20 protein-coding genes and 1 pseudogene are annotated in these 21702 nt (G+C 39.1%); 10 read left to right on the top strand and 11 right to left on the bottom strand.

Annotated features, from left to right (window positions below):
• Positions 1–9: 9 nt before the first annotated feature.
• Together FTU37_RS11315 and FTU37_RS11310 are read right to left on the bottom strand one after the other, a co-directional pair.
• On the bottom strand, positions 10–1773 hold the full coding sequence (locus tag FTU37_RS11315; protein WP_373686319.1) for an ABC transporter substrate-binding protein: 1764 nt from the start codon (positions 1771–1773) through the stop codon (positions 10–12).
• A 67-nt stretch (positions 1774–1840) separates the two neighbouring features.
• Positions 1841–3568, bottom strand: coding sequence for an ABC transporter substrate-binding protein (locus FTU37_RS11310; RefSeq protein WP_180063870.1), 1728 nt, complete (start codon positions 3566–3568; stop codon positions 1841–1843).
• Between the two features lie 774 nt (positions 3569–4342).
• Here FTU37_RS11310 and FTU37_RS11305 point away from each other — a divergent pair.
• The 5 genes from FTU37_RS11305 (at position 4343) to FTU37_RS11285 (ending at position 9665) form a co-directional block, all read left to right on the top strand.
• On the top strand, positions 4343–7054 hold the full coding sequence (locus tag FTU37_RS11305; RefSeq protein WP_180124375.1) for a TonB-dependent receptor: 2712 nt from the start codon (positions 4343–4345) through the stop codon (positions 7052–7054).
• Between the two features lie 148 nt (positions 7055–7202).
• A complete protein-coding gene (locus FTU37_RS11300; RefSeq protein WP_180124374.1) occupies positions 7203–7901 on the top strand; it encodes an energy transducer TonB in 699 nt (232 codons plus the stop codon).
• Between the two features lie 28 nt (positions 7902–7929).
• Positions 7930–8793, top strand: coding sequence for a MotA/TolQ/ExbB proton channel family protein (locus FTU37_RS11295; protein WP_078194237.1), 864 nt, complete (start codon positions 7930–7932; stop codon positions 8791–8793).
• Between the two features lie 14 nt (positions 8794–8807).
• Entirely contained in the window at positions 8808–9233 is a 426-nt protein-coding gene (locus FTU37_RS11290) for a biopolymer transporter ExbD (protein ID WP_078190074.1), read from the top strand.
• An 18-nt stretch (positions 9234–9251) separates the two neighbouring features.
• Entirely contained in the window at positions 9252–9665 is a 414-nt protein-coding gene (locus FTU37_RS11285) for a biopolymer transporter ExbD (RefSeq protein WP_078190075.1), read from the top strand.
• A 104-nt stretch (positions 9666–9769) separates the two neighbouring features.
• Here FTU37_RS11285 and FTU37_RS11280 read toward each other — a convergent pair whose 3' ends face one another.
• The 6 genes from FTU37_RS11280 to FTU37_RS11255 form a co-directional block, all read right to left on the bottom strand.
• A complete protein-coding gene (locus FTU37_RS11280) occupies positions 9770–10228 on the bottom strand; it encodes a nucleoside deaminase (RefSeq protein WP_180124373.1) in 459 nt (152 codons plus the stop codon).
• 39 nt (positions 10229–10267) lie between these two features.
• Positions 10268–10909 (bottom strand): dethiobiotin synthase, encoded by a 642-nt coding sequence (bioD, locus tag FTU37_RS11275; RefSeq protein WP_168379573.1) that lies wholly within the window; start codon positions 10907–10909, stop codon positions 10268–10270.
• Complete coding sequence (bioC, locus tag FTU37_RS11270) at positions 10910–11683, bottom strand: malonyl-ACP O-methyltransferase BioC (protein WP_180005440.1); 774 nt, start codon at positions 11681–11683, stop codon at positions 10910–10912.
• Between the two features lies 1 nt (position 11684).
• Entirely contained in the window at positions 11685–12851 is a 1167-nt protein-coding gene (locus tag FTU37_RS11265; protein ID WP_180124372.1) for an 8-amino-7-oxononanoate synthase, read from the bottom strand.
• Complete coding sequence (bioA, locus tag FTU37_RS11260; RefSeq protein WP_180124371.1) at positions 12848–14140, bottom strand: adenosylmethionine--8-amino-7-oxononanoate transaminase; 1293 nt, start codon at positions 14138–14140, stop codon at positions 12848–12850. Before bioA ends, FTU37_RS11265 begins: the two co-directional genes overlap by 4 nt.
• An 86-nt stretch (positions 14141–14226) precedes the next feature.
• Entirely contained in the window at positions 14227–14958 is a 732-nt protein-coding gene (locus FTU37_RS11255; protein ID WP_180107865.1) for a YqiA/YcfP family alpha/beta fold hydrolase, read from the bottom strand.
• A 223-nt stretch (positions 14959–15181) separates the two neighbouring features.
• On the opposite strand from FTU37_RS11255, the gene FTU37_RS11250 reads away from it, so the two are divergent.
• Positions 15182–15715, top strand: coding sequence for a peroxiredoxin (locus FTU37_RS11250; protein ID WP_373686317.1), 534 nt, complete (start codon positions 15182–15184; stop codon positions 15713–15715).
• 57 nt (positions 15716–15772) lie between these two features.
• Here the strand turns inward: FTU37_RS11250 and bfr are convergent, their stop codons facing one another.
• Positions 15773–16237: a bacterioferritin gene (gene bfr, locus FTU37_RS11245; protein ID WP_067762676.1), complete on the bottom strand. Its 465-nt coding sequence runs from the start codon at positions 16235–16237 to the stop codon at positions 15773–15775.
• Positions 16238–16598: 361 nt separating this feature from the next.
• Positions 16599–17573, bottom strand: coding sequence for a 23S rRNA (adenine(1618)-N(6))-methyltransferase RlmF (rlmF, locus tag FTU37_RS11240; RefSeq protein ID WP_180124382.1), 975 nt, complete (start codon positions 17571–17573; stop codon positions 16599–16601).
• 416 nt (positions 17574–17989) lie between these two features.
• On the opposite strand from rlmF, the gene FTU37_RS16745 reads away from it, so the two are divergent.
• From FTU37_RS16745 to FTU37_RS11225, 4 genes are all read left to right on the top strand, one after another.
• A complete protein-coding gene (locus FTU37_RS16745; protein ID WP_257225319.1) occupies positions 17990–18166 on the top strand; it encodes an SMI1/KNR4 family protein in 177 nt (58 codons plus the stop codon).
• Between the two features lie 56 nt (positions 18167–18222).
• Positions 18223–18468 (top strand): hypothetical protein, encoded by a 246-nt coding sequence (locus FTU37_RS16740; protein ID WP_257225318.1) that lies wholly within the window; start codon positions 18223–18225, stop codon positions 18466–18468.
• A 190-nt stretch (positions 18469–18658) separates the two neighbouring features.
• Positions 18659–19147, top strand: coding sequence for a hypothetical protein (locus FTU37_RS11230; RefSeq protein ID WP_180124369.1), 489 nt, complete (start codon positions 18659–18661; stop codon positions 19145–19147).
• Positions 19148–19472: 325 nt separating this feature from the next.
• The gene (locus tag FTU37_RS11225; RefSeq protein ID WP_180124368.1) at positions 19473–20537 is read left to right on the top strand and encodes an aldehyde reductase; all 1065 of its coding nucleotides are present in this window, start codon (positions 19473–19475) and stop codon (positions 20535–20537) included.
• Between the two features lie 63 nt (positions 20538–20600).
• Here the strand turns inward: FTU37_RS11225 and FTU37_RS11220 are convergent.
• Positions 20601–21569: pseudogene (locus FTU37_RS11220) on the bottom strand (TonB-dependent receptor); the annotation flags it as partial.
• Between the last annotated feature and the right edge of the window lie 133 nt (positions 21570–21702).

Raw genomic sequence — 21702 nt, 5'->3', positions numbered from 1 at the left:
TGTTCCATTTTATTTTTTCGGGTCAATATCGATGTACATCCATTCTGTTGCCAAAATTGGATGCTTTTTATAACCAATCACGCGTGGTTGCGACAACACACTACGGTAACGTGCATAATTAATTTGGACAGGCATATACACTTCTAATATGCGTGACATTTTCCGATAGACTGCATCCCGCTCTGGTCCCGGTTTCATACGCTGTGTTTGTTCATATAAACGGTCGTATTCAGGTATTTTTGAACAGCCGTTGTTGGTGACATTGATATTTTTGCCATAGAACAATTGCATAAAATTGTCTGCATCTGGATAGTCTGCGATCCATGCAGATGCTTTAAACATGGTTTTACACTGTTTTTCGGCTTTTAAAGCTTCTGCAAATGGCATCGACTTTGTTGTCATTTTTATTTTGATGCTATCTAAAGTTTTCTTCCAAAATTCGCCCGACTGCTGACTACGGCTACTATTGCCCGCTATCGTCATTTCAATCGTTAGCGGTTTACCATTCGGTTGAGTACGCCAACCATCTGCGCCGACTTTATAGTTATAACGATCGAGCAATAAATTTGCCGCTTTGACCGAATATGGAATACTCGACTTATAATTCGGGTCATAGCCGACAACACCGAGTGGAATTGGGCTTTGTAATTTTTGCGCATCACCATTCATCAAAATTTTGATTTGATTATCTGCTGAATAAGCCATCGCCATTGCACGACGTAATGCAATTTTTTCTTTACTAAAACCACCAACCACAGGGTTTTGCATATTCCAATAGTGATAGTCGATAGAGGGGTCAGAAATGCGCGACATTTGGATGCCTTTTTTAGCCAACTCAGGCTTTAGCTCTCCATCTTTTAAGGCTTGTACCGACAAATCTCCATCGAGCACCAACAAATCAGCTTCATTTTTTGCAAAGGTCAACCAACGTGATTGTGATTCTTCCATCACCTGAATATCAATCACACCAATTTGTGGCATTTTTTTGCCTTGCATGGCTTTTACGATCTTTTCATCTTTGGCATCTGATGCCTTGAAGTCCCAGACAAAACCACGATAGTTGGGATTGGCCTTTAAAATAATTCGTGAGCCAGGTGTCCAGCGCGTCAAAATATATGGCCCTGTACCCACCGGTTTACCCATCACAAAACCCGCTTTGTCTCGATATTTTTCGACCACTTCACGCGCCATAGCCGATGCAGGTTGATGAGCCAATAACATTGGAAAGTTTTGATCTGGAGAATTTAAACGAATGACAAGGGTATAACGATCAGGAGTTTGTATGCCTTCAATTGGTGCATCATAGTCAAACTTACCTGTTTTTTTCGCCTTATCTAAAACCTTCTCCATGCCTAAAATGCGGCCATCGAGTAGCCAACTGTTTGGTGAGCGAAGTTGTGGATCGACTAAACGTCTAAAGGTATATGCATAATCAGCCGAGGTTAACTCTCTTTTCTTGCCCTTAAATACAGGATCATCAGCAAAATAAATGCCTTTTTGCAGGCGAATGGTATAAGTCAAACCATCAGCACTGATTTCTGGCATCGCAGCCGCCGTTTTAGGAACCAACTTTGCTGGTGATGCTAAATAGTCATAGGTATATAAGGTTTCAAAGATTGAGGTATTCACATGTGCAGAATACAGATCATGTACGCCAACTGGGTCAAAACCTGTTTCTGCGACAGGGAAAATATGACGTAAAACTTTATTTGGATCTGCTGGATTCTTTGCCATTGCTAATGTCGGCATCGCACTGAATAGCACTCCCCCCATCAAACACGCTGTAGCAAATTTGGTTAGCGTAAAATTCGAATTTCGCTTCATTGTAATCCTGACTCAATTATTTTTTACTAGGCTGAATATCGAGATATTGCCAACTGGTGTTCATCATTGGATGTGTTTTATACCCCTGAATTTCAGGGTGAATTAACCAATTACGAATCCGTGTAGAATGGATAATCCAAGGGTTATCCGCCTCAATTTGACGGTTCATTTTTTCATAAAAAGGTTCACGATCTTTAGGTTTCAACACAATTGCTTGTTTATATAAAGCGTCATAAGCTTTAGATTGATAACAACTTAAATTCCCTTGTCCTGAATTTGGCCCATATAGTAATTGAGCAAAGTTCTCCCCTTCAGGATAATCTGCAATCCACGCTCCTGACCACATCATATATTTACATTGCATTGCTTCTTTTAAATTATCAGCAAAGTTACTGACCTTAAACTGTACCCGTATCCCAATGGCATCGAGATTTTTTTTCCACAACTCAGATTGAATCACTGATTTAGAGCTATTTTCAGTATTTATTTTTAAGGTCAACGCTTTACCATCGGGCAAGGTTCGATAACCATCAGCACCTTTCTTATACCCAAATCGATCCAGTAATTTATTGGCCAGCAATGGGTTATATCCCAAACTGCTGCGATATTTTGGATTAAAGCCACTCACACCTTCTGGCAAAAACATTTCAGCCTTTACGGCCTGCCCTTGATATAACTGTTTAATCGCTTCAGCTTGATTGTATGACATGCTGATAGCACGGCGTAACGCAATCTTTTCAAGGCTTTGACCACCGACAAGCGGGTCTTGCATATTGAACATGCTGTAGGTGATTTCAGCATCTTTATTTGGATAATGCTTAATGCCGAGCTTTTGCATATCAGGCTTAAGTTTATTTTGCGAATCTAAGGCTTGCGGTACTGCATTTGAGGTCAATTTATCAAAATTCAGCTGCCCTGTTTTAAATGCTAACCACCGTGACTGTTCTTCTTCAATAATACTGACGGAAACTTTGCCGATTTGCGGCATTTTCTTCCCGTTCATTTCTTTAACTAACTGATTGTCCCAAGCTGTGCCTGTCGATTTAAAATTCCAAACAAAACCACGATAATTCGGGTTTGCAACCAGTTCGATCTTGCTACGTGGCACATATTTACTGAGCTGATACGGCCCCGTTCCTACAGGATGTTGTGCAATTTTATTGCCATAAAATTCAACAACTTCTTTTGAAACTGCTCCAAACGTAACATAGGCCAAAATATATTGAAAATTATAGTCAGGGCGCGTCAAAGTAATTTGCAACGTATAAGGATCTATCGCTTTTAGGCCGGCAATTGCCGCATTGTAATTAAATTTCCCAGACTTCTTTGCATCCGCAACGACCGCATCCCCCCCTAAGATCTTGCCATCAATAAATGAATAGGTCGGAGAACGATTAGCCGGATCTAAAATTCGTTGAATCGCGTAAATGTAATCCTGCGCAACCAGCTCGCGTTTCTTTCCCTTAAAGGCAGAATCATCTGAAAAATGGATACCTCGTTTGATTTTGAAGGTATAGACTTTTCCTTCTTGTTCAATCTTTGGCATCGCTTCAATGGTATTTGGGACAAGAACGACAGGACGTGCTAGATAGTCATATTTCAATAAGGGTTCAAAAATCGCTTCCGCAATATTGCCACTATAATAATTATAGGTTTTGACCATATCAAAACCATCATCCGGTGCTTCAAATGCAATATTTAAAACTTTATTCGATTGTGCAGAAGCTTGAACCTCGGCCATCATCCCTGTTGAAATTAATAATGCAAGGAGCGCTATTTTAAATTTTCTAGTTTCCAAACCTTTTCCTTTCTGATGATTTTTTAATAATACAAAGCCGCAAGCAGACTTTAAATAAAGCCACCCTCACTAAAATAAAACAATCCAGTTTAAATTGAGTTTTAAACGTAGAACTTAATACAGCAATTAATATAAAGCGAAATTCATGCCACCACTCCTTGGTTGAAAGTTATCTGAATTAAATATCCTTTTAAATTCATTTTTTAAGATAAATTTATACTAATAGTGACTTTCCGAGTAAAGCTCGTTTTTATCAAAAATTCAACTCTTGGATGTGTACTCATCCATGCACATTCTGCACAAATATAATACATTCCTGATTCATAATGGATCACGATCAGATGAAATGACAGATAAAAGACAACTAAGCCACTGAATTTATAATTTTTTATTTTTTATTTATTTATCTTATTAGCCTTATAAATCAAACACATAAATATGAATTAAATCACACTTTTTGAGGTTTAATTTGCACCCAATCATGTTTTTAAATTTTTTTTTGATCAAAAGTTAAATTCCTAATAAAACCTAATTAAAAGGATAACTTTAAAAAAATATACTTACCGTTCATCTTAAAGTTCTCCACTTTAAAACCAATAATGTAGATATTTATTAGTATTTTATATTTGAAAATAAAATTTAAATATAAATTTGGCACTTGAATTGCTTAAAAAGAATCAAGCAATATCGCTAACTACAACAAAAAGGAATACTTTTACTATGAAAGAGAAAAAAAATGCTAAATCTGTGGGGGGCACACCATTTAGCAAAACAATACTTAAATTAAGTACTCTTAGTTTAAGTATGCTGTGTTTATCTTTAGCGCATGCAGCAGAAACAAATGAAGAAGAAACAGTTAAGCCAACGAAAGTAGCCAAAGTAACTGTGACTGGTTCATCCATTAAAGGGGTTTCTGCTCAAAGTTCTTCACCTATTACGGTGATTAAAGTTGAAGAATTAACTAAACAAGGGGTTACAACGACTGAAGAAGCCTTAATAAAAATTAGTGCGAACCAAGCGGGATACAGTACAGCGCAAAACGTTGGTGCAAGTAATACATCAGGCTCAACAGCGAACTTACGTGGCCTAGGATCAGATAAAACCCTTGTCCTACTTAATGGACGTCGTTTGGCTTATAGCCCATTTAGTACCTCTGAAACCAACTTAAATACCATTCCGCTTGCAATGGTCGAACGTATTGAGGTTTTACGTGATGGTGCCTCTGCAATTTATGGTGCAGATGCAATCGCAGGTGTAATTAACTTTATTACCAAAAAACAATACACAGGTTTAGGTATTAGCGGTGGTTTACTCAAACCAGAAGATAAAGGCGGCGAAGAATACGATGTTTCGATTTTTGGTGGCTATGGCGACTTAGATGAACAAGGTTTTAACGTTTATGGCGCAATTGACTATCGTAAAGCCAAAGAAATTATGGCTAAAGATCGTAAAGTCAGCCGTCGTGGTGGCCTTCTACCTGAGTTAGGTATCGATGCTGGTTCAGCAAATGGCTTCCCTGCTAACTTTCTTGATCCAAACGGCGGGCCTTTAGATGCAGACGGAAATCCTGAAGGTGTATTAGCGAACCCATACGGTGGAGCTGCAAACTGTAATAACTTAGTCAATGTAGTTGAAGATGGCGGACTATGTTTCCTCAATACGCAGGCTTTAATTGGTATTCAGCCAGAAACTGAGGACTTGTCTGCAATTGGTCGTGCAACCATCAAACTTAGCGATAACTTCAACGCTATTGGTGAATATGTGTATGCAAAAAGCAAAGTGACGACTTCTATTGCTCCAGACGTATATAGTCGCTCTGTCACGATTCCAGACTCTAGCCAATATTACCCTGGAATGGGCATTACCCCTGGTGTAGATGGTCTAAGTGGTGATCCATTACAACTCTACTTACGCTCTCAAGCCGGTAACCGTGTTTCACAATCTATCAATGAATCTCATCGTATTTTTGCTGGACTTGAAGGTGAAGCATACGGTTGGGATATCAACGGTGGCGTAACTTACGCAAAAGGCGAAGCATCAGATAGCTTTGTAAGTGGATACTTAAATCGTAACAAACTACAAGAAGGATTAAATGACGGCACAATCAACCCATTTGGTCCATCTGCAGATGCTAACGTTTGGAACTCATTAAATGTGAGTGGTACAACAAACGAAGCAACACTTGATTCCACAACATTTGACTTTACCGTGAGCCGCCCGATTTACACCTTACCAGCTGGTGATGTTGGTTTTGCATTTGGTGGAAGTTTTACAACTCAAGATTGGGAAGCAAAAGTAAACTCTGAGTTAGTACGCCTTGTACCGGGTAGTGGTATTGACCCTGATAAACCTCTGAGTAAAGGTGACCGAGATATTACTGCCGCTTTTGCTGAGCTTCAAATTCCAATTACCAAAACGATTGAAGCTCAACTTGCAGCACGTTATGACGACTACAGCGATTTTGGCGACACTTTCAATCCAAAAGTCGGTATTCGTTGGGAACCAATGAAGCAACTTATGTTCCGTAGTACATACAGTACTGGTTTCCGTGCTCCAAGCCTTTGGGAAATTAATGCGCAACAAAGCAAAACCTACACTGGTGCAAAATATAACGACCCTGTCCTTTGTCCAGGCGGTAATCCAACTTCACCTCAATATCAAACCGAATGTAATACTCAGTTCTACCGTATGCAAGGTGGTAACCCAGATCTTCAGCCAGAAGAATCTAAAACATTTACCGCAGGTTTTGTTTACGAACCAATTAAAAACTTAGTTTTAGCTGTTGATTATTACAACATTGAAATTGAAGAATTAGTTGGCCAAGTGGGTGAAACTTCAATTTTTGAAGATCCTGAGAAATATGCTTCATTATTCGTGCGTGGTGCCGATGGTCGTATTGAATACATCAATACCATTCTAATGAATACAGGGGGTATTAAAACTCAAGGTATCGACATTAGCTTAGATTATCTTTCACCATTAACCGCGACGGGTCGTTTTGGCTTTGGCATTAATGGTACCTATGTCATCAAAAATGACTACCAAGAAGAAAAAGGCGGTGATTGGGAAGGCTTAGTAGGTGTGTATGACGACCCTGCTGTTTTACGTTGGAAGCACACAGCGAACCTAAATTGGAGCTATGAAAACTGGAAAATCATCTTCGAACAACAGTTCTTCCGTGGCTACGATGACCAAAACCAAATCGGCGAAGAAAAATTTGATAAACACCGTGTGCCTGATTACACACTGTATAACGTTGCAGGAACATACAGTGGTTTCAAAAACTTAGAAATCACTGGTGGTATCAAAAACCTATTTGCTGAAGAGCCTGCTGCATCGAACGTATTAGATAACTTCCAATATGGTTATGACCCTCGTTATAGCGATCCTACTGGTCGTACATTCTATGTCCGTGGTACTTACAAGTTCTAAAAGCTAAATTTGCCAGTACGATTCCAACTGGAATTGTACTGGCACTATTTATTTAATTAATTAGTCAAACATAAAAAATGCAAAAAACACTTATATCTCAAGTGCCAATTTCACTATTGATTGTTTGTCTCACATTTCAGGAGTAGTAATGGGCAAAAGCTTTTCCGAATTAGAAAATAATTCCGGCAAACGCCTGATCGGAATTGGGGCAGTCATTCTTCTGCATCTCATTGTACTCTACGGATTAATTACTGGCCTGTCCAAAAAAGGTGAGAAAACTGTAGAAGAACCTGTTGAATTAATCATTATTCAAGATAAAAAACCTGAGCCAGAAAAACCGAAACCAATTGAAAAACCACCTGAACTACCAAAACTCGTTAAGGAAGTGCTCAAAACACAAGACCCTCAACCTGAACAAAAGGTTGTTGAAAAAGCTGCACCAACACAAACAGTTAAAGCCGTTTCAACACCTACGCCTACAACCTCTCCATCTCCTAGCCCTGTTGCAGCACCTGCACCAGTCGCTGCGGCAGCACCCGCTCCTGCCCCTGCTCCAAAACCAGCTGGGGAAACACGTGGTGCATCTGAGGGAAGCGTTGGATGTAAAGAACCAGATTACCCTCGTGAAGCTGCAATGGCAGAAGAAGTAGGAACTGTCCGCATCTCTGTATTGGTTGGGCCTGACGGCAGTGCGAAACAAGTGAAGGTCAAAAAATCGAGTGGTACTAAATCTCTAGATAAGGCTGCTAGCAAAGCATTCAGCTTATGTACATTTAAGCCTGCACTCAAAAATGGTGAGCCAGTTGAAGATTGGTTTGATATTGAATACGAATTTAAACTTGATTAATGAATCTACAAAAATTTGGAGAATATAAATGAATAAAATGATGAAATCTGCGCGTATTTTTGCATCTGCTACAGTTTTAGTAACAAGTACATTACTCCCACTGCAAGCAGCATTTGCTGAAGAATCTGCAAATACTGCAACAACACAAGTAGAAACTACGAATACAACAAATACACCTGCACCGCCACCAATGCCTACAGCAACCAAAGAAGTCTATAACCCGTATGGCTTAGAAGCACTATGGCGTGAAGGTGACATCGTTGCTAAATCGACACTCTTTATCTTGGTCCTGATGTCGATTGGAACTTGGTACATCATGGTCACTAAATTTATTCAACAAGCTAAAATTAAACGTCAAGGCAAAGAAGCCGAAGCTAAATTTTGGGATGCTGCTTCAATTGATAGCGCAGCAGAAACCTTAGACGAATCGAGTGCATACCGCTTTATTGCAGAAAAAGGCATTAATTCAACCAAAAAACATGGCGGTAATCTGCTGGAACGTATCGACTTCAACACATGGGTGACTATTTCAATCCAGCGTGCTATCGATAAAATTCAAAGCCATTTAAGTGGTGGATTGGCTTTTCTCGCAACTGTCGGTTCGACTGCACCATTTGTGGGTTTGTTCGGTACAGTTTGGGGTATTTACCATGCTTTAACGGCAATTGGTATTTCAGGTCAAGCATCTATTGATAAAGTTGCAGGCCCAGTCGGTGAAGCCCTAATTATGACGGCAATTGGTTTGGCTGTAGCAGTACCTGCGGTTCTTGGCTATAACTGGTTAACGCGTCGTAATAAAGCAGTTCTAGATAATGTTCGTACCTTTGGTTCAGATCTACACACCGTACTTTTAAGCGGTGAGATCAAAAACAATAATAACGACACAAAATAAGAGAGGCATCAGCCATGGGAATGATGGTCAATTCAGATGGTGACGAAGATGATGTAATTTCAGCCATTAATACAACACCTTTGGTTGATATTATGTTGGTGCTGCTCATTATTTTCTTAATTACAGTACCTGTTGCAATCCATACAGTTCCGGTGAAGTTACCTGAGGAAAAAAACACACCTTATGAAACCAAACCGATCAATATTCAGATTGCTGTCAATAAAAATGGCGATATCTTCTGGAATGAAAAATACATTGCAGATAAAGATACGCTGATCAGTCGACTACAAGCGGAAGCTAAAAAGCGTCCGCAACCTGAAGTTCATATCCGTGGCGATCAGGTGACAAAATATGAAGCGATTGATGAAGTCATTAGTGCGACACAAGCAGCAGGAATTGGCAAAATTGCTTTTGTCACTACTCCTGTTGCCGCACCATAATCGGATGAGGGACAAGGTATGGGAATGAATGTCGGTTCCGATAAAGACGATGATGTTATGTTGGACGTCAACATGACGCCATTGATCGATGTGATGTTGGTTTTGCTCATTATGTTTATTATCACAATTCCAATTCCAAATAATTCGATCAATATTGATTTACCAAACGGTACGCCACCGCCAACCAATGAAAAGCCGCCTGAGCCGGTCACCTTACGCATTGATGCGCAGGGTAAATTATTTTGGAATGGTCAACCCGTTGCCAATAAGCAAGCTTTAGAAACACTTTTTGCTGGTGTTGCACAACAAGCAGATCAAGATACGATCAAAGTGCAACCTGACAAAATGACAGAATATAAAGATGTCGCTATGGTGATGGCAGCAGCACAACGTTTGAATGTCAAAAAAATTGGTGTCTCAGCAAATCAATAATTGCTCTCCAACAAAAAAAGCCAACTGATCACCTCAGTTGGCTTTTTTAATTCTTCACAGAAATCTATACAGTTAGTGACTCAGAAAGAAACTCTTAGTATTTATTAAGTATTTTTCTGCTTCCAAAATTCATATAGCTCATGATCACAGTTTGGCTTTAACTGACTAAAACTCAACCCTTGCTGTTCATGAGGTTCATGTCTTAATTTTTCGGCAATCTCTGCTGTAGATAAGCCATAGGCTTCTGCATCAGCATTTGAATAGGCATACACAATTTTTTCAACTCCAACCATTCGCAGAGCTGCCAAACACATTGGACACGGTTGTCCGCTCGCATAAACGACACAGTCCTTCAAAGACGTCGTATTTAAATTTTGTGCGGCTTGTCTTAATGCATTTAACTCGACATGAGATGTCGGATCACCTGAGATTAATATTTGATTCACCCCTGTACTCACCACAATGCCTTGCTTAACGATCACAGCACCAAATGGTCGACCACCTTGCTCAACATTTTCTTTTGCAAGTTGAATCGCAAGTTCTATAAACGTATGATCCGTCATAAATACGCCCAATGATTGTCAATATAAAAAGTTAGCCCATTATGCCAATACAGGAACATCAATCCATAAGGCTTGTGCAAAGTGTTTTGCCAAATACGCTTTTAAAAATTCAGCGGTATCTTTAGAAATCAATGCATCTTTCGACTCGTCATTTAAATTATAAGCCAGTGCATAAAGCGCCAAGCCCCGACTTTTCAATGCTTCCAAACTTAAAATCGTATGGTTAATACTGCCCAAACGACCTGATGTCACCAAAATAACGGGATATCGTTTTTCTACAACATAATCGATGGTTAAAAGATCCGTGGTTAATGGCACCATCAACCCACCCGCACCTTCGAGTAAAACGTTGTCATATTTTTCAGTTAAACGTTTTGTCGCGTATTCGATTTTAGCAAAATCAATGTCACGTCCATCGATTTTGGTGGCGAGATGTGGCGACGCAGGATAACTAAATATTTCAGGCATCGTGAGTTTGGTTTCATCTTCAACCAACAACCCCGTACCCATAATTTGACGATGTTGTTCTATATCCTCAGAAATATCGACATTGCCCGTTTGGATCAACTTTTGGGTAATAGTTTTTTGGCCCTGCTCATTCCACAATTTCGCTAAATAACCCGTCGCATAAGTTTTACCGATGCCTGTGTCTATTCCACTGATAAAGTAAATTTGAGCCACTTATTTTTTCCTTACAATACATTGGATGGGATGATAGGTCAGCGGATACTGAAAATCCTCTGAATCAGGAGCATGTACAAACTGTGCATAATCCAGATAAAACTGTTGCAAAGTGCTTTTTGTCCAGCGATGTTGTGCCGTTGCAGTCACTCCCGTTGCCTTAATATGCTGAAGCACATCGCGGGGATGCTCAAAATACAATTGCTGTACCTCTTGCTTCATCATGACAAATTCAAAACCACAATCCATCAAAAACCGTTGCAGCAGATGAATTTCAAAATAATCCAAACCGCAGCCCGTCAGTTGCTTCATTTCACGCAAATTTTCCGTACCAAAACTGCTGAATACAAAATATCCTTGTGGCTTTAAAGCTTCATATATTTTGCTAAACAACTGCGGTAAATCGGACATCCACTGCAAAGCAGAACTTGAAATAACCAAGTCTAAGTTTTGCGGAAGCGCCTGCTTTTCAATATCACCCATCAGCAGATGGGTATGGGTCTTTTGCAAAAAGGTAGCATCTTGCAAAGTGACGATATTTTCAGACAAGTCATTCAAATATAAAGTATCAATTGAACAATGCTTTAACACTTCCTGCGTGAACATTCCTGTACCGCAACCAATTTCCAAAGCCTGATGCCAATGTTTTTTCCCGACATACTGATCCATCAGTCCTGCCAGCTCTGTGCAGATTCTTTTTTGAACCACAGCCTGCTGATCATAGGTCAACACAGCTTTAGAAAAGCGCTGCTTAATTTGAGATTTATCCAGCATCTTACTCTGCCATTAGTTGCTTGATTAATGTATGCAGCTCTTCTTGACCAATGTTGGAAGTCAAAGAGATGCGTAAGCGCGAACTATGCTGCGGCACAGTGGGTGGACGTACAGGCATGATATAAAAACCTGCCGCTTGCAAAGCTTGAGCCTTTGCCACAGTTTTATTCGACTCGCCAATAATGACCGGCACAATATGTGATGTAGATGGACAATCAAAACCTTTGGCTTGCACAGCTTGCTGCAAATTTTGACTGATTTGCTGTAAATGTTGACGCTCTGCTTTTAAATTTAAAACGTTCTTGAAAATAAAATCTGTCCACGCCATACAGATCGGGGGCTGTGCGGTACTAAAAATCAACGGTCGCATCGAGTTAATCAAATAGTCACGAATAATCGCATGACAGATGAGATATCCCCCTATTGAAGCCAGTGCTTTACCAAATGTCCCGACTAAAAGATCAATATCATCCATCACCCGATATTGTTCAGCACAGCCTAAACCAAGCTCACCGCGCACACCGATTGCATGCGCCTCATCAACATACAGCATGACTTTAGCAAATTGCTGTTTAATCGCGACCAATGCGGCAAGATCAGTTTCATCACCATCCATACTGAAAATCGATTCCGTCACCACAATGATCCGCTCAAAAGCCTCATCTTCATGATATTTGTATAAAAGCTGAGAAAGATGCGCCAAATCATTATGGCGATAACGTACATATTTCGCAGTCGATAATCGGATGCCATCAATCAAACTGGCATGAATTAACTTATCCGCCAATATCAAGGTTTTACTGTCTGCCAGTGCAGGTAAAATCCCGATATTCATGTGATAGCCGCTGTTAAATAACAGTGCTGATCGGCCATGAAAGGCATCACTTAATGTTGATTCAAGTTGTTCATATTCAGGAAAGTTTCCCGTCAGTAACCGCGAAGAGGATGAACTCATCCAACGCTGTGCGTTCGGGGTTTCATCAAAAAACTGTTCACGTAGATGTAGGTTTGAAGCCAAACCTAAATAGTCATTTGACGCTAAATTCAACATGTTGTGATCGTGAATACTAATGTAACGATCGTGCTGATGACTTGAAGTGAACTGACGTAAGTTGCCTTGCTGTTTCAGTTGATCAAGTTGATCTGAAAAATGGTTGAGCAGATTCATACCGACTGCTCCATATTTTTCACCACCTCAACCATTTGTTCTAGCAAAATTTTTAATTCATGCTCAGAAATAATATATGGCGGCATCACATACACTAGCTTACCGAATGGACGAATCCAAATACCACGACGGACAAACTCCTGTTGTAGCGTTTTCATATCTACATTGAAGGTCAATTCCACCACACCAATAGCACCAAGTATTCGCACATCTTTGACATGTTCAAGCGATGAAAGTGCTAGTAAATGAAACTTTAATTGAGCTTCGATACGTTGAATATTCGCTTGCCAATCTCGAGACAGCAGCAGTTCGGTACTTTTTACAGCCACAGCGCAAGCCAAAGGATTTGCCATAAAGGTTGGGCCATGCATAAACACGCCGGCTTCGCCTTGGCTAATCGTATTCGCGACTTTCTGCGTAGTCAGGGTTGCAGACAAGGTCAAATAACCGCCTGTCAGTCCTTTACCAATACACATAATATCTGGCTCAACTGCGGCCCATTCCCAAGCAAAGAGTTTTCCTGTACGCCCGAAACCTGTCGCGATCTCATCGAAGATCAGCAAGATATTGTATTTTTCGCAGAGTAATTTAGCTTGACGCAAATATTCAGGATGGTAGAAACGCATGCCTCCTGCACCTTGCACAATCGGCTCAAGAATCAATCCCGCAATATTTTCATGCTGTTCAGAGAGAGTCTTTTCTAGTTCAGCAATATCCGCAGGATTCCACGCTTGGTCAAAGCCAACTTGCGGCGCAGGAACAAAAATTCGATTTGGCAAACTTGAACCAAAAATCTGATGCATCCCTGTCACGGGATCACACACAGACATCGCATTCCAAGTGTCGCCATGATAGCCAGAACGCGGTGTGATAAAATTGGTTTTATTCGGTTGATGCAAAGACGCCCAATACTGCACTGCCATTTTCAAGGCTACTTCGACAGCAACCGAACCTGAATCAGCAAAGAAGATTTTATCTAAACTGGGCGGGGTGATTTTTAACAGTAATTTAGCCAATTGAATCGCGGGATCATGCGTCAATCCACCAAACATGATATGTGACATTTGTTGCAGTTGATCGGTCACAGCTTGATTTAGCTCGGGATGGTTATAACCATGAATCGCACACCACCATGAAGACATACCATCAATCAATTGACGACCATCTTCAAGCTCAATCATCACCCCTTGCGCACGTTTCACTTTAAACGTTGGAAGGGGCTGAGTCATGGATGTATAGGGATGCCAAATATGCTGCTGATCAAATTGTAGATCGGTTAAATTGGCCATCCCTCACTCCATGTATCAGGCTAAAACATCAATGTGGCAAGATGTTAAACCCACGGCAATGAAAAATAAATTGCCATAAAGCCCAGCTATTCAGAGATTTGTTCTATTTTCTTTAAATATTGGCAGATTTTGCAACTTATGACTTCAGATTGAAACAATGGAAAGCCATGTGAGCCAGAAACCAATTCAGTCTCCAAAAACTTTACAGCTAAATTATGCAGTAAGCGTCCAACTTTGTAACTAACCAAATAATCTTGCTTAGCAAACAAATGGTATTGATGACCAGTGTAATTTTTCAAGATACTGACATTATTAAGCTTCTCCAAACAGTTCAATCCTGCTCGAAGCACATCTAAATTTTGCGCTTGAATCAAACTTTGCAAGGTGATGAAATCTTGCTTAGTGCTATCAGTACCCTGACAAACCATATAACCAAACTTCTTTAAGGTAGAAATCGCATCCTGCTCGAAAGATTGTTTGAAGCTTTGAAAACTCGCTTGATCCATCGCAGCAGGCCACTGTTCATCAGCTACAAAACTTGGATTTGAGCCTAATGTGATCAGCACTTTCTGTTGTTGATATTTTTTTTGAATTTCATCTACCAAAATCGTCGCCAATTGACCACCAAGGGACCAGCCAATAATCACATCAAATTGCTGCGCCAATTCAACTTTCTGTTCCAGCACTGCTAGATTTAAGGCATCAAAAATATTCCATAATTCGACCTGATAACCTTGGGTGATCAATGCCTGCTGTAAAGGAGCAAGTAATTTACGACCTCCGCCCCATCCAGTAATAAGTAAAATCTGTTGTTTCAATGCAAACTCTAAAATTAAACGATTCCAAATAGTATAAAAGTTCAGAGCACGTTTGATAGTGGCATTTCAGCACATCAACCGATTTGCCAAAAGACATTCGAAATCTACTTCAATAAATATAAAATCAGCTAGCCTACAGCGCTTTAAAATTTGCTAAGATCAGATAAAGAACAATATAAACTGATGCTCTATGAAAGTTTCTTCATTGCTAAAAATCTGTTTCATGACATGTGCTTTAATAGCAACTACCCAAATCACAGTTGCTGAAACATCCATACTCAGCACCAATCAAAACAAACAAAAACAATGGGTAGGCACACCCGCACCCAACTTTAAATTGCAAGATCAAAATGAAAAATGGCACGAACTGAAGCAATATCAAGGGAAATGGCTCGTTCTGTACTTTTACCCTAAAGACAACTCACCCGGTTGTACAGAAGAAGCCAATCAATTTAAAACCCTATATCCACAATTTTTAAAAACTAATGCTGTTGTTTTGGGCGCAAGCTTAGATGATGTTGCATCACATCAAAAATTCTCTAAAGCACTCGGACTTCCCTTTCCAATTCTTGCCGATCAACAACATAAACTGGCGACACAGTTAGGTATTGTACGAAACTTAGGGATTTTGAAAGTTGCCAAACGTGAAACCTTTCTGATTGATCCGAAAGGCATTATTGTGTATCACTACAGTAGTGTGAATACACAGACACATGCGGCGCAAGTTTTGGCAGATATCAAAAAACTACAACAATAGTTTTCATGACTTAATAAAAAACCCAGCTTGTGCTGGGTCTTTAGATTCTTTCGCAATTTACATTTGAGACTGAATATAGTTTGGTAAGCCAATCAGTTCGATCAAACGCATTTGCTTTTCAAGCCAGTAGGTATGATCTTCTTCAGTATCCGACATTTGCTGACGTAGCATGTCACGGGTCACATAGTCACCTTTTTCTTCACACAATTTTACGCCTTGTGCTAGTTTCTCACGAACATGATATTCAAGCGCCAAATCTGCTTTTAAACAGGTCACGACGTCTGTACCGACTTCAATATCATCACGATTCATATTCGGCGTACCTTCAAGGAACAATACACGACGAATCAATGCATCTGCATGTGAGCCTTCTTCTTGGCTTTCATGATCGATACGTTCAAAGATTTTACTTAAGCCCCAATCTTCATACATACGGGAATGAATTAAGTATTGATCACGAGCAGCCAGTTCGCCACCGATCAGCATATTTAAGTAGTCTACGACTTCTGGATTGCCACGCATTTTCTTCACTCCATACCCTTTTCAAATATTATGGACAAGTTTCAAAATGAATGCAAAATATAATTTTTGTAAGTTTATGATTTATATAAAATTTAAATGATAAACATACGCATTTGCAGTTCAATTCCGCGCATTTTTCACATATAAAAGAAGCCCTTGCAGAAAATTTAAGGCATTTAGAACACGAAATAATCAAAAATCGCTGGATGCTGTTTTTTGTAACAATTAACAATGCGTCTTGTTTAGCAAAAATATCTCCAGATTGATTCAACACACTGAGCTTATCGCTATGGGAAACTTTATATTGATGCCCTATGCATTGCTGTCAAAGACAAGGCGAAAATCTCCAACGAAGACAGACTTAAGCTGAAGTCCAACGTGCATTCTTCCACGCTTGCTGTTGCCTTAAATCTAGAAAAGTCCAAGCGACAAAACGGCTTTCTTTTTGTCCCTGCGTCATTTTAATGGTTTTCACATCCACTGCACCGCTCTTCGCTAAGGCCTTTAAAAGCACTGGCAATGTTGTTTTCTTGGAAACCAGCGTACTAAACCAAAGACATTGTTCAGCAAACTGGATGCTCTCTTGTACCATTTGGCAGACAAATCGCTCTTCGCCGCCATCACACCAGAGTTCGTTCTTTTGACCGCCAAAGTTTAATACCACCTTGCTCCGATCAACTGGCTTGCCCAGTTTTCTTAATTTTTGCGTTGCTGTCGCGTTGGCTTCATCTTGTGAGGCATGAAATGGTGGATTACACATAGTCAAATCAAAACGATCTGAAGGTTTAATCACACCATTGAAAATATTGCTCGCTTTTTTCTGCAATCGAATCTGAATGCCTTTACGCAGATTCGGATTGGCCTCCACAATAAATTGAGCACTTTTAACCGATGCAGCATGTATGTCTGAGCCTACAAATTTCCAGCCATAGCTGCGATGACCAATAATCGGATAAATACAGTTCGCGCCAACCCCAATATCTAAAACTTGAACAGCGTGTCCAGTTGGAATCTGAGCTTTATTGTTGGCACTCAACAAGTCAGCCAAATAATGAATATAGTCAGCTCTGCCTGGAATAGGCGGGCAAAGAAAATCTTTGGGAATATCCCAATATTGAATGCCATAAAAATGCTTGAGCAATGCTTTATTGAGCATTTTCACAGCGTGAGGATCAGAAAAATCTACCGATAAATCGTTATATTTATTTGGGCTGACAAAAGGTGCAAGTTCCGGACAGCTCTTGATTAACTGAGGAAAATCGTAACGACTGCGATGCAGATTTCGTGCATGTAATTCCGATTTTTGCTGCGGAAAAGATTTCTTTGCTTGCGCCATGTGTATGCCAATATTTAACGGGAGAACAGAATCATCTGATAAGGCAGGATCTATACCTGCAAATGAATCGATATTGTACGTGAATTTAACTGACAATGACGCCCCAATCCTTTTATTTGCCTATCTGCAAAATCCATAACCACTTGGAAGCCTATTCTTATTTTATCTGGACATTTTTGTTTGCTATAGCATTCAATCTCATTAAACAAAACTGTGAAACATTGATTAAATAATAGCCAAACAACATGAGGAATCAAAAAAAGTCCACTCGGTGATGTCTGGGTTTTTCGCACCAGCATAAAGCAACGATTTATATCAAATAAAAAATAGTATTTCGTATAACGTGTATTATGTTAATTTTAGATAATATTAACGATGTGGGAACTATGAATGAAAATAATTAAAGGTATTGAGTAATGCAAGATATTGGCGATCTATATCCAAATGGTGAAGTTGAAAAGAAAGTAATTCAAAACTTTGCTAATACTCTAGGTGTAGAATTCCCACCTGAATATATTAAACTTATTTCACAACATGATGGATTTTTCCCCAAATTAGTAGCTTTGATTTTGTTGATACTAATGGAGAGCTAAATATTTCTTGTATTGCTGAATTTGGTGGATATATACATACGCCTCGAATAGAAGGTATGCAGTTCCCTGAAGGTGACGATGACTATAGTGGCAAGTTAATTGGATTTGGTATGACGCCTGGAGGCGACTTTATTTGCTTTGATTACAGATTTCCATGGATAAAATATCAACCTAAAATTGTCTTAGTCCTACATGATGATTTCTATGATTACGGTGTAAATGAGGATAAGAGAAAAGTTCTTTATTTAGTTGATAGATTTGTATATTTTATAAATTCATTACATGAAGATATTGAATATTAAAAGGTTTCAAAAGGCTATTTTTTATTTAAAATGATGGCTGTTATACAAAATGAAGAAGCCTAGACCGAAGATCTAGGCTTTAAATTTAAAAAATATATAAAAATTAAGTCTATAGTATCAATTTTTTCAACTTCGCATCACGTGTATTATGCTAATTTTAGAGAAAATCAAGAATCAGTTGGAATAATCAATGACATTAAAAGCGTTATATATAGAACTTTATTATGGAGAATATTCTTACTCAGAAAGGAGAAAAAAATTAATTGAATATATTGATAACAATGAAAATACTCCTGCTGAATTACTTGAACTATATCCTAATTATGAACCACTATTACTCAGTGTAATACAGATAAAAGATTCTGAATTTTCATCCAATTGTTTAGAAGCCGAAATATTGGCAGCTAAATTCTTTTTAGATGTTTTAGCTGACTATAAAAATGGTAATTTAAACCCTCTTAAGCTATGTAAAATTTTTAGTAATTTAGAAAAAGGGTTCCTTGATGCACCAAGAGGACTTGAAAATAACATAGCTTACTATCCCGAATGGATAGGTGACCTCTATGACGCTTGTGACTGGTGCGATGAAACATGGACAATCGAAAATTCACCTCATTTAATAGATGCTATACAGCATCAGATTAATGTCATTCATGGGTGGCTTTTGAAGCCTATTTAACATCATAGAGGTTATACGAAATAAAAAACCAAGACCTAAGATCTAGGCTTTAAATTAAAGCTCACAAGTTAGATATGACTCTTTGTCCATTTATTTGTGAGATTTTGCGTCCATAATCATAATAATATGCATCTATCCAACATTCATCCCATATTCACACTTTTTAAGATCATAAAAAAGTACTTTTACAGCATTCACATGCATTCTCTGCTGAATTTAGTGCGCATTAAACCCAATCATCAACATATATTTTTTCAAATCAATCAAAGACAAAACTAAATATTCTCAATATGATAAAAAAATGCGTCAATTAAAGTTGAAGAATATGAATAGCAAGACAACAAAACAGATACTCGTCACAGGCGCGACAGGCTATATTGCCAGTTGGGTAATTAAAAACTTACTTGAATTAGGTCATACAGTGCATGCCACAGTTCGTGATCTGAATAAAACATCAGGATTTGCACATCTCGAAAAAATTGCAGCTGGTACAACTGGCACTTTAAAACTATTCCAAGCCAATTTATTAGATGAGGGTGCATTTGATTCAGCCATGCAAGGTTGTGACATTGTGATCCATATGGCATCTCCTTTTGTAGTGACCAACTATAAAGACGCGATTAAAGATATTATTGAGCCAGCCATTTTAGGCACTGAAAATGTGCTCAACAGTGTCAATAAAACTGAGTCAGTAAAACGTGTTGTCGTGACTTCAAGCATCGCATCAACCTATGGTGATGCCATTGATATTCTACAGACCGAGCATAATGAATTTGATGAGTCTCACTGGAATACCTCCAGTTCAGAAACTCATCAGCCTTATCCATATTCAAAAGTAATGGCTGAGCGCAAAGCGTGGGAAATGCAAAAAGCACAGAACCGCTGGGATCTGGTCTGTGTCAATCCAGCATTGGTCATGGGGCCATCTTTAACTGCGTCAACACAGTCAGGAAGCGTTGAAGTGCTACAACAGTTTGCCAATGGTATGACTTTGGCGGGTGTTCCACCAATGTGGAATGGTATCGTCGATGTTCGCGATGTTGCCGATGCGCACATACAAGCAGCTCTCAATCCCGCAGCGAGCGGACGTTATATAATTAGTGGTGGCACATTAAGCCTATTAGATATGGGCAAATTATTGCGCGCACATTTTGGGAATAAATTTCCATTTCCGCGCAATACCTTACCGAAGTTTGCTTTTAAGGCATTTGGCCCTCTTGCCGGCTTCCCTCGTAAATTTGTTGAACTCAATATGGGCTACCCAATTTACTTTAATGCAGCTAAGAGCAAGAAAGAATTAGGGATCGAATACCGTGATATTCAAAACAGTGTGGTTGAGCATTTCCAACAACTTCTCGATGACGGTGTTGTGAAGCAATATATTCCGTGAATCACTCATCAATAAAAAGCCACCTTGAATAGGTGGCTTTTTATATTAAAAAACTAATCTAACTTAGAAATCAAAAGTCACACCAACTTTATAGGTACGGTCTGCACCAATCGTGGCAAAGTTTTCATTAAATACGCCCTCCCAATATTTTTTATTGGTCACATTGTCGACATTTGCCATAAATGTTGTAGATACACCACCTAAATTTGTTTTATAACGTGCACCTAAATCCACTGTCGTGAAATCAGGTAATTGTAAGGTATTTGCTGAATCAACATATTGTTCACCTACATAGTTTACTCGACCATTCACAGATAAACCGTCGAGTAAAGGTAAGGCATAATCCAAACCAATTGTCGCTGTAAGATCTGGCATACCTAGAAGCTCATTGCCTTTATTGCCTAATGCTTTGGTATATTCCGTATCAAGATAAGCCATGTTACCTAATATCGTTAAACCATCACGAACTTGTCCTGAGAAACTCCATTCAATGCCTCGAGCACGTGTTTCTGCACCATCAGTAGTCGCCCCATCAATTACCATAGTGTCAGGCTTTTTAATCTCATACAAAGCAAGTGTATTTAACCATGATCCATTTTGGTATTTAGCACCCACTTCATATTGTTCGGTTTTAAAAGGTGCAAAAGTTTTTCCAAAATTCAGATCACTTTCATCTGTAACTGTTTTACCTTGACTCAAACCCTCTACATAATTGGCATATAAAGAAAGATTTTCACCAAAAGGTTTAACTACAAGACCTAAACTAGGTGACCAAGCATTTTCTTCATAACGCCAATCAGCACTATTTTTACGTTGTGAACTAAAATTCTTCAAATCCATATCTTGGTAACGTAAACCGAGAATAAATTGAAGTTTGTCTTGAAGTAATGAAATTTGATCACTCAAAGTATAACTTGCAAACGTATTGTCATTTAATGGCATGACACTTGGTGCGACCGCCATGAATCCATTTTGACCGGGGTTATATAAGTTAGTTGAATATCCACTGGATGTAGCAGGGTTATGCTGATCTGTCTGAATATTAGGGTCTGTTGACATTTGTTGATTAAAAAAATAGCGAGATAGTAAAATTAAATCGCCAAACCCAATTTTACACTCGCTATGCCTCGAACAATGCTAAATGATCAACACTGGTCCAAGTTAC

The organism is Acinetobacter sp. YH12097, from assembly GCF_013419225.1.
Classification (GTDB): domain Bacteria; phylum Pseudomonadota; class Gammaproteobacteria; order Pseudomonadales; family Moraxellaceae; genus Acinetobacter; species Acinetobacter amyesii.
This window is presented reverse-complemented; position numbering and strand designations above follow the sequence as displayed.

Bases quoted from the DNA above. Each gene is read 5' to 3' on its own strand.
- FTU37_RS11305 (WP_180124375.1), top strand. From the start codon at position 4,343: ATGAAAGAGAAAAAAAATGCTAAATCTGTGGGGGGCACACCATTTAGC.
- FTU37_RS11315 (WP_373686319.1), bottom strand. From the start codon at position 1,773: ATGGGGGGAGTGCTATTCAGTGCGATGCCGACATTAGCAATGGCAAAG.
- bioA (WP_180124371.1), bottom strand. From the start codon at position 14,140: ATGGCCAATTTAACCGATCTACAATTTGATCAGCAGCATATTTGGCAT.
- FTU37_RS11230 (WP_180124369.1), top strand. From the start codon at position 18,659: ATGACATTAAAAGCGTTATATATAGAACTTTATTATGGAGAATATTCT.
- FTU37_RS16740 (WP_257225318.1), top strand. From the start codon at position 18,223: ATGCAGTTCCCTGAAGGTGACGATGACTATAGTGGCAAGTTAATTGGA.
- FTU37_RS11280 (WP_180124373.1), bottom strand. From the start codon at position 10,228: ATGACGGATCATACGTTTATAGAACTTGCGATTCAACTTGCAAAAGAA.
- bfr (WP_067762676.1), bottom strand. From the start codon at position 16,237: ATGCGTGGCAATCCAGAAGTCGTAGACTACTTAAATATGCTGATCGGT.
- FTU37_RS11300 (WP_180124374.1), top strand. From the start codon at position 7,203: ATGGGCAAAAGCTTTTCCGAATTAGAAAATAATTCCGGCAAACGCCTG.
- FTU37_RS16745 (WP_257225319.1), top strand. From the start codon at position 17,990: ATGCAAGATATTGGCGATCTATATCCAAATGGTGAAGTTGAAAAGAAA.
- FTU37_RS11285 (WP_078190075.1), top strand. From the start codon at position 9,252: ATGGGAATGAATGTCGGTTCCGATAAAGACGATGATGTTATGTTGGAC.
- FTU37_RS11225 (WP_180124368.1), top strand. From the start codon at position 19,473: ATGAATAGCAAGACAACAAAACAGATACTCGTCACAGGCGCGACAGGC.
- FTU37_RS11250 (WP_373686317.1), top strand. From the start codon at position 15,182: ATGACATGTGCTTTAATAGCAACTACCCAAATCACAGTTGCTGAAACA.
- FTU37_RS11265 (WP_180124372.1), bottom strand. From the start codon at position 12,851: ATGAATCTGCTCAACCATTTTTCAGATCAACTTGATCAACTGAAACAG.
- FTU37_RS11290 (WP_078190074.1), top strand. From the start codon at position 8,808: ATGGGAATGATGGTCAATTCAGATGGTGACGAAGATGATGTAATTTCA.
- FTU37_RS11295 (WP_078194237.1), top strand. From the start codon at position 7,930: ATGAATAAAATGATGAAATCTGCGCGTATTTTTGCATCTGCTACAGTT.
- FTU37_RS11310 (WP_180063870.1), bottom strand. From the start codon at position 3,568: ATGATGGCCGAGGTTCAAGCTTCTGCACAATCGAATAAAGTTTTAAAT.
- bioC (WP_180005440.1), bottom strand. From the start codon at position 11,683: ATGCTGGATAAATCTCAAATTAAGCAGCGCTTTTCTAAAGCTGTGTTG.
- rlmF (WP_180124382.1), bottom strand. From the start codon at position 17,573: ATGGCGCAAGCAAAGAAATCTTTTCCGCAGCAAAAATCGGAATTACAT.